General features: G+C 72.6%; 16 protein-coding genes. 6 read left to right on the top strand and 10 right to left on the bottom strand.

What is annotated here, in order from left to right:
• Window positions 1-16: 16 nt before the first annotated feature.
• The gene (locus ACIBG4_RS25050) at window positions 17-1,033 is read right to left on the bottom strand and encodes an NAD(P)-dependent oxidoreductase (protein WP_355448072.1); all 1,017 of its coding nucleotides are present in this window, start codon (window positions 1,031-1,033) and stop codon (window positions 17-19) included.
• Window positions 1,034-1,115: 82 nt separating this feature from the next.
• On the bottom strand, window positions 1,116-2,015 hold the full coding sequence (locus ACIBG4_RS25045) for a Gfo/Idh/MocA family protein (RefSeq protein ID WP_397203858.1): 900 nt from the start codon (window positions 2,013-2,015) through the stop codon (window positions 1,116-1,118).
• A 120-nt stretch (window positions 2,016-2,135) separates the two neighbouring features.
• Between ACIBG4_RS25045 and ACIBG4_RS25040 the strand changes: the two genes are divergently transcribed.
• On the top strand, window positions 2,136-2,876 hold the full coding sequence (locus tag ACIBG4_RS25040) for a hypothetical protein (protein ID WP_397203857.1): 741 nt from the start codon (window positions 2,136-2,138) through the stop codon (window positions 2,874-2,876).
• A 50-nt stretch (window positions 2,877-2,926) separates the two neighbouring features.
• Entirely contained in the window at window positions 2,927-4,003 is a 1,077-nt protein-coding gene (locus ACIBG4_RS25035) for a hypothetical protein (RefSeq protein ID WP_397203856.1), read from the top strand.
• Window positions 4,004-4,054: 51 nt separating this feature from the next.
• On the opposite strand, the gene ACIBG4_RS25030 is transcribed toward ACIBG4_RS25035, so the two are convergent.
• The 7 genes from ACIBG4_RS25030 to ACIBG4_RS25000 all read right to left on the bottom strand — a co-directional run bounded on the left by ACIBG4_RS25030 (window position 4,055) and on the right by ACIBG4_RS25000 (window position 10,554).
• Window positions 4,055-4,561: a flavin reductase family protein gene (locus tag ACIBG4_RS25030; protein ID WP_397203855.1), complete on the bottom strand. Its 507-nt coding sequence runs from the start codon at window positions 4,559-4,561 to the stop codon at window positions 4,055-4,057.
• On the bottom strand, window positions 4,558-5,901 hold the full coding sequence (locus ACIBG4_RS25025) for an LLM class flavin-dependent oxidoreductase (RefSeq protein ID WP_397203854.1): 1,344 nt from the start codon (window positions 5,899-5,901) through the stop codon (window positions 4,558-4,560). The genes ACIBG4_RS25030 and ACIBG4_RS25025 overlap by 4 nt, the downstream gene beginning before the upstream one ends.
• Window positions 5,898-6,803, bottom strand: a complete 906-nt coding sequence (locus ACIBG4_RS25020) for an ABC transporter permease (protein WP_397203853.1) — start codon at window positions 6,801-6,803, stop codon at window positions 5,898-5,900. Before ACIBG4_RS25020 ends, ACIBG4_RS25025 begins: the two co-directional genes overlap by 4 nt.
• Entirely contained in the window at window positions 6,796-7,629 is an 834-nt protein-coding gene (locus ACIBG4_RS25015; protein WP_397203852.1) for an ABC transporter ATP-binding protein, read from the bottom strand. Before ACIBG4_RS25015 ends, ACIBG4_RS25020 begins: the two co-directional genes overlap by 8 nt.
• Entirely contained in the window at window positions 7,626-8,642 is a 1,017-nt protein-coding gene (locus ACIBG4_RS25010; protein ID WP_397203851.1) for an ABC transporter substrate-binding protein, read from the bottom strand. Before ACIBG4_RS25010 ends, ACIBG4_RS25015 begins: the two co-directional genes overlap by 4 nt.
• Window positions 8,643-8,908: 266 nt before the next feature.
• The gene (locus ACIBG4_RS25005) at window positions 8,909-9,721 is read right to left on the bottom strand and encodes an alpha/beta fold hydrolase (protein ID WP_397203850.1); all 813 of its coding nucleotides are present in this window, start codon (window positions 9,719-9,721) and stop codon (window positions 8,909-8,911) included.
• 47 nt (window positions 9,722-9,768) lie between these two features.
• Entirely contained in the window at window positions 9,769-10,554 is a 786-nt protein-coding gene (locus ACIBG4_RS25000; RefSeq protein ID WP_397203849.1) for a helix-turn-helix domain-containing protein, read from the bottom strand.
• Window positions 10,555-10,640: 86 nt separating this feature from the next.
• Between ACIBG4_RS25000 and ACIBG4_RS24995 the strand changes: the two genes are divergently transcribed.
• The gene (locus ACIBG4_RS24995; RefSeq protein ID WP_397203848.1) at window positions 10,641-11,075 is read left to right on the top strand and encodes a hypothetical protein; all 435 of its coding nucleotides are present in this window, start codon (window positions 10,641-10,643) and stop codon (window positions 11,073-11,075) included.
• A complete protein-coding gene (locus ACIBG4_RS24990) occupies window positions 11,075-11,434 on the top strand; it encodes a hypothetical protein (RefSeq protein ID WP_397203846.1) in 360 nt (119 codons plus the stop codon). The genes ACIBG4_RS24995 and ACIBG4_RS24990 overlap by 1 nt, the downstream gene beginning before the upstream one ends.
• 26 nt (window positions 11,435-11,460) lie before the next feature.
• Here ACIBG4_RS24990 and ACIBG4_RS24985 read toward each other — a convergent pair whose 3' ends face one another.
• Window positions 11,461-12,345: a TetR/AcrR family transcriptional regulator gene (locus ACIBG4_RS24985; protein ID WP_397203844.1), complete on the bottom strand. Its 885-nt coding sequence runs from the start codon at window positions 12,343-12,345 to the stop codon at window positions 11,461-11,463.
• Between the two features lie 149 nt (window positions 12,346-12,494).
• On the opposite strand from ACIBG4_RS24985, the gene ACIBG4_RS24980 reads away from it, so the two are divergent.
• Window positions 12,495-13,319: an ABC transporter ATP-binding protein gene (locus ACIBG4_RS24980; protein ID WP_397203843.1), complete on the top strand. Its 825-nt coding sequence runs from the start codon at window positions 12,495-12,497 to the stop codon at window positions 13,317-13,319.
• Window positions 13,316-14,665 carry an FtsX-like permease family protein gene (locus ACIBG4_RS24975; RefSeq protein WP_397203842.1) on the top strand — a complete coding sequence of 450 codons (1,350 nt, stop codon included), beginning with the start codon at window positions 13,316-13,318 and terminating at the stop codon, window positions 14,663-14,665. Before ACIBG4_RS24980 ends, ACIBG4_RS24975 begins: the two co-directional genes overlap by 4 nt.
• The last annotated feature ends 31 nt before the right edge of the window (window positions 14,666-14,696 follow it).

The raw sequence follows: 14,696 nt of genomic DNA, 5'->3' as shown, positions 1-14,696 counted from the left end.
GGTGGGCGCGGGCGGGTCAGAAGCGGCCGTCACGGCGCTCGAACTTGGTGGGCTTGCCGAGCAGCGGCCCGCCGCCGGCGACCCAGCGGGCGGTGTGCTCGATCAGCTCGGCGGGGGTGATCTGCGGGTAGCCGAACAGGCGGTGGCAGCGTGAGGCGTTCGACAGCAGCGCCGTGGGCGCCTCCTCGCCGGTGAACACCGGCTCCTTGCCCAGGGCCTCCCCCAGCGCCAGCGCCGCCTGCCGCACGGAGACCAGCTCCGGGCCGGTGACGTTGAGCACGTACGGCGGCGCCTCGGCCAGCGCTAGCGAGCGCAGGGTGACCTCGTTGGCGTAACCCTGCCAGACGACGTTCACCTGGCCGGTGGCCAGGTCGACGGGCTCTCCGGCGAGGACCTTCTGGGCCAGGTCGACCAGCACGCCGTACCTGAGCTCGACCGCGTAGTTGAGGCGGATCAGCGCCATGCGGGTGCCGTACGTCTCGGCGAAGTGCGTCAGCACCCGCTCCCGGCCGAGGCAGCTCATCGCGTAGTCGCCCACGGGTCCGGTGGCGGAGTCCTCGGTGCTGCCGCCGCTGGTCACGGGGACGAGCGGGTAGACGTTGCCGGTGGACAGCGCGGCGATCCTGCTGTCACGGAACCGGTCGGCCACGCGGCCGGGCAGGTAGGCGTTGGTGAACCAGGTGGCGTGCTCGCGTCCCGCGGTGCCGAACTTGGCGCCCACCAGGAAGACCACGTTGGCCGCGTCGGGCAGCTCGCGCAGCGCCCGCTCGTCGGCCACGTCGGCGGGCACCACGTCGGCGCCCTCCGCCCGCAGCGCGTCGGCGAGGCCCGGCTCGGAGAAGCGGGACACGGCGATGACCCGCCGGTCGTGCCCGCCGGCGGCCGTGGCGTTGAGCGCGAGCCGCACCAGGCTCGGTCCCAGCTTGCCGCCGGCGCCGAGGATCATGATGTCGCCGTCGAGCCCGCCGAGGTCGTCGACCAGCCCGGCGCTCGGCCGCGCCAGCCGTTCCTCTAGTTCCGCTGTCGTCCGCACGCGGTCTCCCTCTGTACGTCATTTACGGTCCAGACCGTAACTGGCGCACAGTTGACCTGTCAACGGGTGGACGCAGCCGCGGTCAGGAGGCGGCGGGCGGGGCGCTCTCGCGGGCCGCGACCAGGACGCCGAGGACGGCGCGGGTCTGCTCCCACGGGACCGGGCTGGGCGCGCCCGCCACCATGTCGAGGAACGCCGCGATCGTCCCCTCGTAGCCGAGCCCCTTGACCGGGTCGTCGCCCCCCTCGATCACGACGGTCTCGGAGGAGTCGCGCCGGTGCACGGTGACGGTGTACTCCTCCCCCTCCGACACGCCGAGGACCTCCACGACGCCGGTGACGCCGTCCGCCCAGCGCAGCGCCATGACGCCGGTGTCCTCGGAGCGCAGGGTCGCGTAGTGCCGCCGCGCGCCGGCCGCGCCCGCCAGCGCCACGTCCGGTCCCAGCAGCGCGACCAGCAGCTCGACGCCGTGGATCCCCATGGTCACCATCGTGCCGCCGCCCTCGCCCGGCGTGTCCTGCCAGGCGTTGTAGCCGGTGGCCCACAGCCCGACGTCGTGCCGCACGGTGGCCCGCACGGCGAGCACGTCGGCCGGGTCCACCGTGAGCCCCGCGAACGCCGGGGCGAACCGCAGCACCGACGTCGACATCACCCGGTCGTGGATCGGCAGCCGGTCGAGCCGCTCCAGCTGGTCACGGCCGGCTGCCGCGGGCTTGTTGACGAAGCAGGCCGCCCCGGTCTCCAGCACCGCGGCCAGCGCGCCGGGCACCTGCGGGTTGGGCACGGTCAGCACCACCCCGTCGGGGCCGGTCGCCAGCGCCTCGGCGAGCGTCGGGACGACCACGGCCGCGGGGTGCTCGCCGGTGAAGCGCCGCAGCCGCTCGGGGTCCGGCTCCCACACCACCAGCTCGGCGTGGCTCGCCAGCGTGCGGGCGTCGGTGAACGGGTGACTGGTGGCGAGACCGGCGAGAACGATGCGCACGGGAGTCCTCCGGAGCGGCGGCGGGATGGGAGGGGACCATCATGGCAGCCGCCCCGCCGCCGCCCGCAGGTCAGCCGATCGTGCCCGGTTCGTGATCCACTTCCGGCATCATCGCCGACCATGAAGAAGATGATCACAGCATTGGCTGCCTGCGCCGTCATGTCGGCGGCCCTGTCCGCCGTCGCCGCCCCCGCGCAGGCGGCGCCCAAGGATCCCGTCAGCGTGCTGAAGGCCAAGCTCGTACCCGGGCACGGCGTGCGCTTCACCGAAACGGTCACCTGGTCGGACGGCACGGACGAGAGGGAGGTCCAGGACCGCAAGGGCGCCTTCCAGTTCGACCGCAAGGGCGTCGCCGCGTTCGACATCGACATCCACTGGGACGACGACGACTACGGGCGGCAGCGGGCCGTCGGCATCGGCAAGATCACGTACCACTCCGGCGGGGTCATGCCCATCGTTCTGCCGGAGGGCAAGACCTGGTACAAGGTCAAGCGGTACGGGATGCCCGACTCCTACAGCCAGATCCTCAACCCGGCCGAGCCCAGGACCCTGGCCGCGCTGATCGAGCACGGGAAGCCGGCGAAGAGCTCCGTCACCGGCACCATCACCTTCAAGGACCTCAAGCGCGTCTCGGCCTGGTGGGCGGGCGCGAAGGCGGACAAGTCGTTCGACAACACGAAGGTCTCCTACACCCTCACGCTCACCTCGGCGGGCCTGGTGAGCAGGGTGCAGAGCTCGTACACGGCGACGGAGGACGGGAAGAGCGCCATGGTCGCCGTGGACAGCCGCTACAGCGGGTGGGGTGCGAAGGTGTCGGTCAAGGCGCCGGACCCCGCCAAGGTGACCACCGAGTTCCGCTGATCCGCACGCTCGCCGGCGGCCGTGTGCCGTCCGTCTGACATCATCGCTACGTGCGTACGCTGCCGATGGTCCTGCTGATCCCGGTGGTCGCGCTGGGCCTGCTCGCCGGCTGCACGACGCTCCAGAACGCCACGGCCGGCAACGAGCGGTGGCGGCTGGCGCACCGGGCGCCCTCTCTGGAGTTCGGCGCCAGTCTCGTCCCGCTCGGCGAGCGTGAGGCGTGGGCCTTCGGCACCCGCCGGGTCGGGTGGTGGCACTTCGGCCCCACCGCCTACCACTGGGACGGTGAGCGCTGGCGGGCCAGTCCCCTTCCCTCCGGGCCGGGCGCCGGCGGCGGGCCGGCGGGCGCCTCCTCGCCCGCCAACGTCTGGCTCGTCACCAGCGGCGACGACGACGGGCGGCGGGCTCTGCGCTGGGACGGCCGGACCTGGACCACGATGCGGACCCTGCCTTCGCAGTCGGTCCAGGAGGTCGAGGTTCTCGGCGACACCGACGTGTGGTTCTTCGGCGACGACACGTGGCACTACACCGGGTCGGCCTGGGTCAGGGCCGACGTGCCCGTGCTGGTGAGCCGGGCGAGCGCGCGCTCCGCCACGGACATCTGGGCCATCGGCCGGGACAGGCGGGACGAGACCCAGCCCCGGGTGGCCCACTACGACGGCACCGGCTGGCGGATCGAGCCCCTCGGCGACGCCCTCCCCGCCTCCGACACGTCCTCCTCCTACGACCTCGGCGGCATCACCGCGGACGCCTCCGGCGTCTGGATCACCGCCAACGTCTCGGACATGACCGCGCGGACCACCACGCCGCTGCTGCTGCACCGCAGCGGGAACGTCTGGCGGACCGAGCGGGTGACCGCGGTGCCCGGCCCGTGGCGCGAGACGTTCGACCCCGTCCCGGACGGGCGCGGCGGCCACTGGTTCCTCGGCTCCGCCGATGTCAACGGCGACGACGCCGCGCTCGCTCACCGCTCCCCCGCCGGCGTCTGGACCCTGCGCCCGGTCGGCGCCCCGGGAACGGCGGAGTTCACGTCACTGGCCGGCGTCCCCGGCGGCTCGTGGCTGCTCGCCGCCGGCAGCTTCGGCGACGTCCGCGGGATCTTCCGCCACCAGCTGCCCGGCCGGTGAGGCGCCCGCGCCCGCGACCGCGGCCAGCCGGCCACGGTCGCGGGGGCACGGTCACGGGTGGGCGATGAAGCGCCCGAACCTGCCCTGGTGGTAGAGCAGCGGACGGCCCGTGCGGTGCACGTACGCCTCGGCGACCAGGCCCACCACGAGCACGTGGTCGCCGACGTCGGACGTCTCGTGGGGCAGGCAGATCAGGTGAGCCGAGACGTCCTGCAGCAGCGGCGCCCCGAGGGGCCCCGGACGCCACCGGGTGGGCTCGGCGAACCTGTCGATCCCCTTGCTCGCGAACCTGGCCGCCACCTCCGCCTGGTCACTGGCCAGCACGTTGACCGCGAAGTGGTCCGCCGAGCGCAGCCAGGGCCAGGTGGTGGAGCGCCGGTCGACGTAGAAGGAGACCAGCGGCGGGTCCAGGCTGACCGAGGAGAAGGAGGTGGCGGTCAGGCCGACGGGGATGCCGTCGCTCTGCGCGGTGATCACCACGACGCCGGCGGCGTGCACCGCGAGGGCGCGGCGGTAGCCGTCGGCGTCCACCGTGCGGTCGGGCAGGGTCTCGGTCATCCGGCCACCGCCACTTCCAGCTGCGCGCCGTCATGGGCGGCGTACCGGGAGCCGGGCCGGGCCAGTCCGTAGTTGCCGCGCAGGGTACGGCTCTCGTACTCGTCCCGGAACAGGCCCCTGACCCGCAGCTCCGGTACGACGTGGTCGACGAAGTCGGCCAGGCCTGCGGGCAGGAGGGGAGGCATGACGTTGAAGCCGTCGGCCGCTCCGCCCTCGAACCATTCCTGGATCTCGTCGGCGATCTGCTCCGGGGTGCCGGCCACCACGCGGTGGCCCCGGCCGCCGGCCAGCCGGCCGATGAGCTGCCTGACCGTGAGGCCCTCCCGCCTGGCCAGGTCGACGACGAGCTTGCGGCGGCTCTGCGCGCCCTCGGTCTCGACGGGGATGTCCGGCAGCGGGCGGTCGAGCGCGTCCTCGCTCAGCTCGATGCCGGTCATGCGGGACAGCTGGACCAGGCCGTACGCGGGGATGATGAGGTCCTCCAGCTCCTTCTCCAGGCGGAGCGCCTCCCGCTCGGTGGAGCCGATGATGGGCGAGATGCCCGGCAGGACGAGCAGGTCCCCCGGCTGCCTGCCGTGCCTGGTCACGCGGCGCTTGAGGTCGGCGTAGAACTCCCGGCCCTCCGCCAGGGTCTGCTGGGCGGTGAAGACGGCCTCCGCGTGACGGGCGGCGAACTCCTTGCCGTCCTCGGAGGAGCCCGCCTGCACCAGCAGCGGGTGTCCCTGGGGCGGGCGGGAGGTGTTCAGCGGGCCGCGGACGGTGAAATGCTCCCCCGCGTGCTCGATCGGGTGGATCTTGCCGGTGTCGGCGTAGAGCCCGCCCGCCCGGTCGGACAGGATCGCGTCGTCCTCCCAGCTGTCCCACAGCTTGGTGACCACCTCCAGGAACTCGGTGGCCCTGGCGTAGCGGTCGGCGTGCGCGGGCCGTTCGACGCCGAAGTTGTGCGCCTCGGCCTCGCCGGCGGAGGTGACGATGTTCCAGCCGGCCCGGCCGCCGCTGATGTGGTCGAGGGAGGCGAACTTGCGGGCCACGTGGAACGGCTCGTTGTAGGTGGTCGACACGGTGGCGATCAGGCCCACGTGGTCGGTGACGGCGGCGAGGGCCGCCAGCAGCGTCAGCGGCTCCAGGCCGCCGAGCGCGTTGTGCCGGACGTCGCCCCACAGGGCCAGGCCGTCGGCCAGGAAAACCGAGTCGAGCTTGCCGCGCTCGGCGATCCGGGCCAGGTCCTGGTAGTGCCGGACGTCGGCGATCCTCGACGGGTCGGTGCGCGGGTGCCGCCAGGCCGCCTCGTGGTGGCCGACGCCCATGAGGAAGGCGTTGAGGTGCAGCTTTCTCGTCATGTGGTCCTCCAGGTGGAGAAGCGGCGCTCGATCCTGATCAGCAGCAGGTTGAACAGCAGGCCGAGCGCGGAGATCGTGATGATCCCGGCGTACATCTCGGGGATGCGGAAGCTGGACTGGGCGTCCAGGATGAGGTAGCCGAGCCCGGCCTTGGCGCCGACCATCTCGGCGAACAGCAGGACGAGGATGGAGTAGGCGCCGGCCAGCCGCACGCCGGTGAAGATGGTGGGCACGGCGGCGGGCAGGATGACCTTCTGGAAGAGCCGGACCGGGCCGAGGCCCATGGACCGGGCCGACTTGATCAGCAGGGGCTCGACGGTCTTCACGCCACTGATCGTGTTGAGCAGGATCGGCCAGGAGCAGGAGTACAGCACGAAGGTGATCTTCGTGGTCTCGCCGATGCCGAGGATGAGGGTGAACACCGGCAGCAGCGCCACGGCGGAGGTGTTGCGGAAGAGCTCCAGGAGCGGGGTCAGGGTGTCGGCCACCGGGCGGTACCAGCCGATCAGCAGGCCGAGCGGGATGGCCAGCGCGATGGCCAGGCCGAACCCGGACAGCGAGCGGACCAGCGACGCCTCCAGGTGCTCGGGGAGCTGCCCGCCGAGCACCATCTCGTACCAGACGGCGAGGTCCTCCGACAGCGGCGGCACGAAGACCCGGTCGAACACGCCCAGCCGCGGCAGCACCTCCCAGGCGGCCAGCAGCAGCAGGATCGCCGAGGATTTCGTGAGCGCCCGCGAGGCCACGTGCCGATACCGTCGCGCGGCGGCGGACGGGCGGGCGCCGGGAGGCGTCTGCGGGCGGCGCGGCGGGTCAGGGGCGTGGGCGCCGACGGAGAGCCGCTCGGTCGCGCGCTCGCCCAGGGCGGTGGCGGCGGCGAGGTCGCCCGGCCGGTCAGCCATGGGACGTCGCCTTCCGCTCCAGGACCTGCGCCGCGGCGACCTCGTCGCGCAGCAGGGCCCACACGTGATGGCGGTACTCGCCGAACGCCGGGTCCGCGCGCAGGTCACCGTCCCGGGAGTCGAAGGACACCTCGACGATCTCCTTGATCCGGCCCGGCCGGGAGGTCATGACGGCGACCCGCTGGCCGAGGTAGACGGCCTCGTCGATGCCGTGCGTGATGAAGACGACGGTCTTGCCGGTCTTCTCCCAGATCCGCAGCAACTCCTCCTGCAGCGACTCGCGCGTCTGGGCGTCCAGCGCGGCGAACGGCTCGTCCATCAGCAGCACGTCGGGGTCGAAGGCGAGGCTGCGGGCGATCGCCACCCGCTGCCGCATGCCGCCGGACAGCTCGTGCGGGTAGCGCTCCTCGAAGCCGGTCAGCCCCACGAGGTCGAGGTAGTGCCGGGACCGCTCCCGCCGCTCCTTCTTCGGTACGGCCTTCGCCTCCAGGCCGAACTCGACGTTGGCCCGCGCGGTGCGCCAGGGGAACAGCGCGTACTGCTGGAAGACGATCCCCCGGTCCAGCCCCGGGCCGGTGACCGGCGTGCCGTCGATGAGGATCTGGCCGCCGGTCGGCCGCGTCAGCCCGGCGACCAGGTCGAGGAGCGTGGACTTGCCGCAGCCGCTCGGCCCGACGAGGGTGAGGAACTCTCCCTCGCGCACGTCGAGGTCGATGCCGGACAGCGCGACGAACGGCTCGCGGGCGTCCCGGACCTGGAACACCTTGCTGACGTCCCGGAGGCCGATCTTGGTCTTCACCGCGGTCCGGCCGAGTGTGGCGGTCATGACCCGCTCCCGTGGGCGTAGGGGTTGAACTCGTTGGTGTAGAGGTCGGACGGCTTCACCTGGCCGGGCCTGATCTCGCCCTCGCGGCTCAGCCAGTCGATCCACGTCTGGAACTCCTTGGCGGCGATGACGCCGCCCTTGCCGGCGATGCCGGTGCTCTTCCAGAACGTCACCGCGGTCGCGTCCTCGTTGCGTCCGCGCTTGGCGATGATCTGCTTGAACCTGGCGACGACCTCCTCGCGCGGGTGGCTCTGGGCCCACTGGACGGCCTTGGCGAACGCCTCGACGAACGTCCTCGTGGTGTGGGGGTTGCGCGCGATGAAGTCCTCGCGCAGCACGACGGAGCCGGCGGTGAACGGCCCGAACAGGCCGACGTCGGTGAACAACGGGCGCAGGCCGCCGCGTGCCAGCGCCTTGTCCTTGATGATGCCGCCGAGCGTGCCCACGTCGAGCTGTCCCCGGCGCAGCGCCTGCTCGGTGTTGACCGGGGGGATCACGACGAGCTGGACCTGCTTGATCTCCTCCGGGGTCAGGCCCGCCCGCTTCAGGTACTCCTTGATGACGGCCTCGTGGTGCGCGCCGAGCGTGTTGACGCCGATCTTCTTGCCGATGAGGTCGCGGGCGGTGCGGATGGGACTGTCGTCGGTCACGTAGTAGCCGCTGAAGCTTTTGTCGTCGGAGCCGTAGTAGCCGATCACCGCCTTGATCGGCGCTCCGGCCGCCTTCAGCTTGATGATCGCGCCGTTGAAGGCGCCGCCGAAGTCGGTCTGGCCGGTGGCGGCCGACTGGATGTCCTGGGGGCCGCTGGTGGTGTTGCCGACCCACTTGAGCTTGACGTCGCCGAGGTAGCCGAGGTCCTCGGCGAGCTCGGGGTAGGTGACGGCGCCGACGTTGCCCTGGTAACGCAGCACCTTCACCTCCGCTCCGCCGGGACGCGCCGAGCCCTCGGCGGAGCCGCAGGCGGCCAGTCCGGCCGCCGTCAGAACGAGAAGGAAATGCCTGATCTTGATCACGGAACGTTCCTCATGAAGAGGCGCGCCAGTGCGCGGGCGCGCGGGAAGAGGGTGGCACGAGCACCGTCGGCCATGCCGGGATGGGGAAGTGCGCGGTCAGCTGTCCGTGATCAACGACATTGCGCGCTGGCGACGTGACCGAAGTCGACGTGCGGGCGCCGGGTCAAGTGAAGGCCCTGGCTCATACCGGGAACGCTACGGCGCCGGTCGCGCATAGTCAACATTCCCTACTGGATATACATGAATATCCAGGGCCCTCCGGGCCGTCAGAACAGGTCGCGCAGCCGGGCGGCGTACGCGCGCGGGTGGGTGAGATTGCCGTTGTGGCCGCCGGGGAACTCCTCGACCTCTCGCCCGACGAGGGTCGCCAGCTCGTGCGCGCAGCGGTGGTCGAACACGTGCCGGGGCGTGGTGCGCCCCGCCGCCGGGATGATCCGCACCGGACTGGCGGCGATCGCGGCGGTGTCGAGGGTGTCGAGGACGATGGCGCCGAAGTCGTTGCGGATGAAGAAGTCGAAGGCGGCCCTGCGCCGGTCGTCCATGGGGTGCTGGGTGAGCCCGGGCTCGGTCTCCTGCCGGCCGAGCTGGATGCCGAGGACTTCGGCGATCTTGCCGAACGCTCCGGCGAGCCCCTGGTCCTGGTAGAGCCGCTGGAGTTCCTGGAGCTCCTCCTCGTGGAGGCGGCGTTCGGCGGCGGGCAGCAGGGAGGGCGCGACGGGCTCGTGGGCGACGAGCGTGTGGAGCTGGGCCGGGTGCCGGACGGCCAGGTGCAGGCCGAGCACCGCGCCGAAGCTGCAGCCGAGCATGCGGGCGGGCTCGTCGGTGAGCTCGGCGAGCAGCCGGTGCACGTCGTCGGTGTGCTCGGCCACCGTCGCGCCGCCGGCCGGGTCGTCCAGCGTGCTGCGGGACAGGCCGCGCCGGTCGTAGGTGATGACGGTGTGGTCGGCGACGAGCCGGTCCACCAGGTCGACGGTGCGGCCGGCGTCGCCCTCGCCGCTCTGGGAGATGAGCAGGACCGGGCCCGTACCGCGGACCTCGTAGTAGAGCCGGGCACCGGGGACGCTGAGGAATCCGTTCATGGCGAAAACATATCAGACTTGATGCATCTAATCAGATGTAATCTTGGTCACATGGCCCTCCGCCTGAGGATGTCCGCCGTGGGCTCGTCGGCGGGCAGGAACGCTTCGAGGCGCAGCTCGGACAGCGTGACGTCCACGGCCGTCGCGAACGACGTCAGCGTGGTGATGAGGCGCAGCTCGCCTTCCGGCACCCGCAGCCGCAGCGGCACGGCGAAGCCCAGATGCCCCGCCGGTGGGTCCACGTCGGGAAGGTAGCCGTCCAGCTCGGCGATGAACTCCTCCAGGTCCGGATCGGGGCTCTGCCGCAGCTGGTCGCGCAGGCTGCCGGTGATGTGGCGGCCCCACTCGGGCAGGTTCTCCACGCGGCGGGCCATGCCCTCGGGATGCAGGGCGAGCCGCAGCACGTTGAGCGGCGGCTCCAGCAGCGCGGGGGCGGCGCCCTCGTGCAGCACGCCGAACGCCGCGTTGGCGGCGACCAGCTCGCCGTGCCGCCGGACGACGACCGCGGGATACGGCAGGTGGCCGTCGAGGATGCGCTCCAGCGCCTCACGCACCGGGCCGAGCTCGGGGGCGTCGAGGCTCGACTCGGCGTACATCGGCGCGTAGCCCGCCGCGAGCAGGAGCTCGTTCCGCTCCCGCAGCGACAGCCCCAGCGACTCGGCGAGCCGCACCACCATGACGCGGCCCGGCCGTGAACGTCCCTGTTCGAGGAAGCTCAGATGGCGCTGGGTGGTGTCGGCCCGGATCGCCAGGTCGAGCTGGCTGAAGCGGCGGCGCGTCCGCCAGCGCCGTAGCTCGCGGGCGAACTGCTCGGGTTCCGCCAAGACCGTCATGTCACCATTCATAGTGGACATCCGCGGTGGCGCGATTCCCTCCAGGGAATCGCGCGGCCGCCGCCCGGGCCCGCACACTGCTGGCCATGAGCAACACATTCGATGTCAAGCAGTGCGCCGACCGCTATGTCGCCCAGTGGAACGAGCCCGATCCGGCGACGCGCGGCGCCCTCATCCGTGAGCTGTGGGCACCCGGCGGGATCCAGGTGCTGATCGATCCGCCCGAGGCGATCCGCGACGCCGCCGCGGCGCTCGCCTTTCCCGTGCCGCCGCTGGAGGTCCACGGCCACGAGGCTTTGGACGCCAGGGTGACCCGTGCCTACGAGATGTTCGTGGCGCCGGGCGAGCACGTCTTCCGGGTCGCCGGGGAGCCGTTCGTCCTCCTGTCGAACGTGATCGGCGTCCGGTGGTCGATGGTGTCCGTCCGGGACGGCGAGGTCGTGGGCGGTGGCCTGGACATCCTGGCCCTGGACGGCGAGGGCCGGATCCGTACCGACCACCAGTTCATCGGGGTGAGCTGATGCGCTTAACCAGGATCATCCGCACGGAGGACGGCGGTTCGGCGTTCGAGGACGGCGAGATCGCGCTCGAGCGGCGACAGGTCGCCGACGGGGTGCCGGCCATGGCGGTGGGCGGGCTGCCGTCGAGGGACGGCGTGCAGTTCCTGCGCAGCGCCGCGTTCGACAGCAGCGCCCACCCGGCGCCGCGCGAGCAGTGGGTGGTGATGCTGCGCGGCACGATCGAGGTGACGGTGACCGACGGCGGCCGGCGCCGTTTCGGCCCCGGTGACCTGGTGCTCGCCGCCGACACGACCGGCCTGGGGCACGTCACGACGGGCGTCGGCGAGGCGCCGTTCGAGGCGCTGTTCATCCCGCTCTGACGGACGGGGCGACACGGCGGGCGCGGCTAGGGGGCGCCGGGGCCGCGGTCCAGCAGGGCGGCGATGCCGTCGAGCATGCGGTGCAGGCCGAACTCGAAGATGCTCTCCGGCTCCGACGCCTGGAACGCCTCGCTGCCGAACTCCGACACCATGGGCAGCCGCGCGGCGTGGATGGTGCGGTGGATCGCGTCCTGCCGGGCGTCGGCCCACTGCTGACGGGTGTGCCGGGTCGTCCGGGCGACCTGCGCCTCGTGGGCGAGGGGGATGGCGGCGCTCTGCAGGTAGGTGCCGATCATGATGGCGACCTGGACCAGCGTGGTGAAGTCCAGGTCGTGGCCGGCCAGGGCGCGCATCCGCCAGTCGGTGTAGGCCATGAGGTTGGGGGCGACGGGCGGCCGGGTCGTGACCGCGACGAGGTGGGACACCCAGGGGTGGTCCTGGTAGATCGCCCACTCCGCGCGCGCGGACAGCTCCAGCTTGGCGCGCCAGCCGTCGGGGCCGGGCTCGGGCAGCGGCCGTTCGCCGAAGACCGCGTCCACCATGAGGTCGTTGAGCTCCTCGCGGTTCGCGACATAGCGGTAGAGCGACATCACGCCCACCCCGAGCCGTGCCGCGACGCGCCGCATGGACACCGCGGCGACGCCCTCCCGGTCGGCGACGTCGGTGGCGGTGCGCACGATGAGCGACCGGTCCAGGGCGACCTCCGGCGCTCCGCCCTCCGTCCCCGCGGGCGGCGGGTGCGGGACCTCCGCCTCGGGGGCCGCCCGGCCCTCCTCCCGCGCGTCGGCCGCCAGGCGGTCCGCGACCCGCATCCGGTAGGCCCGCGCCCGGCAGGCGCGCGAGCAGTACCGGGGAGGGCGTCCCCGCTCGCTCGCGCCGAGGGCCCGTCCACACGTCTCGCATGTCGGCATGCTCGATGTCCATCCTGATTTTCGTCACGAATCTCGCGGCGTGACGAAAGTATAGACGAAGCGCGGAGGAGCCATCGATTAACCCCATTTCACCTGCGTATATGGCTTCGCGTGCCGCATGTGCTCCCTGGGGGGAGTACGGTGTCTTTATGTCTCGTACAGCGTACTCACGAGGAGGGGGCGCTCCTGCCCCCCACGCCCTCGAACTGCACGACGTGACCAAGCGCCACGGACACGGCGACGCCGCCGTCACCGCCCTCGACCGGGTCACGATGCGCGTCCCCCGGGCCACCTTCACCGCCGTGATGGGCCCTTCCGGCTCGGGGAAGAGCACCCTGCTGCACTGCGCCGCCGGGCTCGACCGGCCCACGTCCGGATCCGTCGTCCTGGACGGCCGCGACCTGAGGGGCATGGACGAAACGGCCCTGACCCGCCTCCGGCGCGACCGCATGGGATTCGTCTTCCAGTCGTTCAACCTCGTGCCGACGTTGACGGTCGAGCAGAACGTGACACTGCCCCTGGAGTTCGCCGGCCGCCGCGCGGACCGCCGGCGGGTGCGGGAACTGCTCGCCCGGCTCGGGCTCGGCGACCGGACCGGCCATCGGCCGGCGGAGCTGTCCGGCGGCCAGCAGCAGCGCGTCGCCATCGCCCGCGCCCTGCTCTCCGAGCCTGCCGTCATCTTCGCCGACGAGCCCACCGGCGCGCTCGACACCAGGGTCGCCCGTGAGGTCCTCACCATCCTGCGGGAGGCCGTGAGCCTGACCGGCCAGACGATCGTGATGGTCACCCACGACCCGGTCGCCGCCTCCTACGCCGACACCGTGGTCTTCTTCGCCGACGGGCGGATCGCCGACAGCATGGCGCGCCCGCACGCCGCGGCGGTGGCCGAGCGCATGGCCCGGCTCTCCGAGCCGGCGCCCCCGGCCCGGACGGCCGGGACAGGCCTGCTGCACCGGACCGGTGACCCCCGATGATGTGGCGGCTGGCGTTCCTCACGATCCGCTCGCACAGGGCGTCCTTCCTGGCCTCGGCCGCCGTGATGGCGGCGGGCACCGCCCTGCTCACCGCGTTCGCGACGCTGCTGGAGACCGGGCTGAGGTCCCACGACGACACCGGGTTCCTCGTCATGCTGCCCGCCATCCTCGGCGGGTGGACGGTGGCGATCGTGGCCTTCGGCGTGGTCTCCACCGTGTCCCTGACGATCCAGCACCGGGAGCGGGAGCTCGCGCTGCTGCGGTCGATCGCCGCCACCCCGCGGCAGATCCGGCAGAGTGTCGTCCGGGAGACGGTGACGGTGGCGGTGCCCGCGGTCGCCGCCGGTCTCGCCCCCGGTGCGGGGCTCGGCGTGGTCGTCTTCCGGAGGCTGGTGGACGGCGGCCTCGTCGGCGCCCGGACCGAGCTCAGCGTGGGATGGCCGAGCCTGGCGATCGGGGCGGGCGTCTCCCTGCTCGCTGCGCTCGGGGCCGCGCTGATCTCCAGCAGGAGGGCGGCGTCCGTCCCGCCCGTGCGGGCGCTGTCGGAGGCCACGCCCGCGGCGGCTCCCCTGCTGACCCGGGCGCGCCTGCTCGCCGGCCTCGGACTCGTGGCGGTGGGGCTGAGCCTGGGGGCGGGGACACTGCTCATGGAGAACGGCCCGCTCCTCTCCAGCACGGCGGGCCCGGCGGGCGTCGCCGTGGCGGTCGGGCTCGCCCTGCTCGGCCCGGCGGCCGTGACGTGGGTCGGGCCGCTCACCCGGGCGGGCATCGGGACGGCGATCGGGGCGAGCGCCCGGCTGGCCGCCCGCAACGTCCACGCGCGGGCCAGGCACACCGCCGGCGTGGCGTCGCCCCTGATCCTCCTCGTGGGCATCGCCGCCGGAACGCTGTACATGCAGAGCACGGAGGACGGCGTTCATCAGGTGGCCGCCGCCGCGGGTGACGTCGGCTCACGGCTGGCCCCGGTGAACTACCTGGTCGTCACGATGATCATCGGCTTCTCGGCGATCGTCGTGGTCAACACCGTGGTGGCGGCCACCCGCCGGCGGCGTGGGGAGTTCGGCCTGCTGCGGCTGTCCGCCGCCACCCGCGGTCAGGTGCTGCGGATGGTCACCGTCGAGACCGCCGTCACGGTCGGCATCGGCGTCGTGCTCGGCACCGTGGCCGCGGCGGTCACGGTCGTGCCGTACAGCCTGGTCAAGACCGGCTCACCGGTCCCTCTGGGACCGCTCTGGACGTACCTGGTCATCGTGGGCGGCTCCTTGCTCCTCGTCATGGCCGCCACGCTCGGCACGGCGTTGGGCGCCCTCCGCGTCCGGCCCGTCGACGCCGTCTCCACCCCGTAGGCCGGCGCCGTCCCGAACCCGTGGGCCGGCG

It is taken from the genome of Nonomuraea sp. NPDC050383, from assembly GCF_044459125.1.
In the GTDB taxonomy this organism is placed as follows: domain Bacteria; phylum Actinomycetota; class Actinomycetes; order Streptosporangiales; family Streptosporangiaceae; genus Nonomuraea.
The sequence above is the reverse complement of the archived record's forward strand: the minus strand, read 5'-3'. Positions and strand labels throughout refer to the sequence as shown.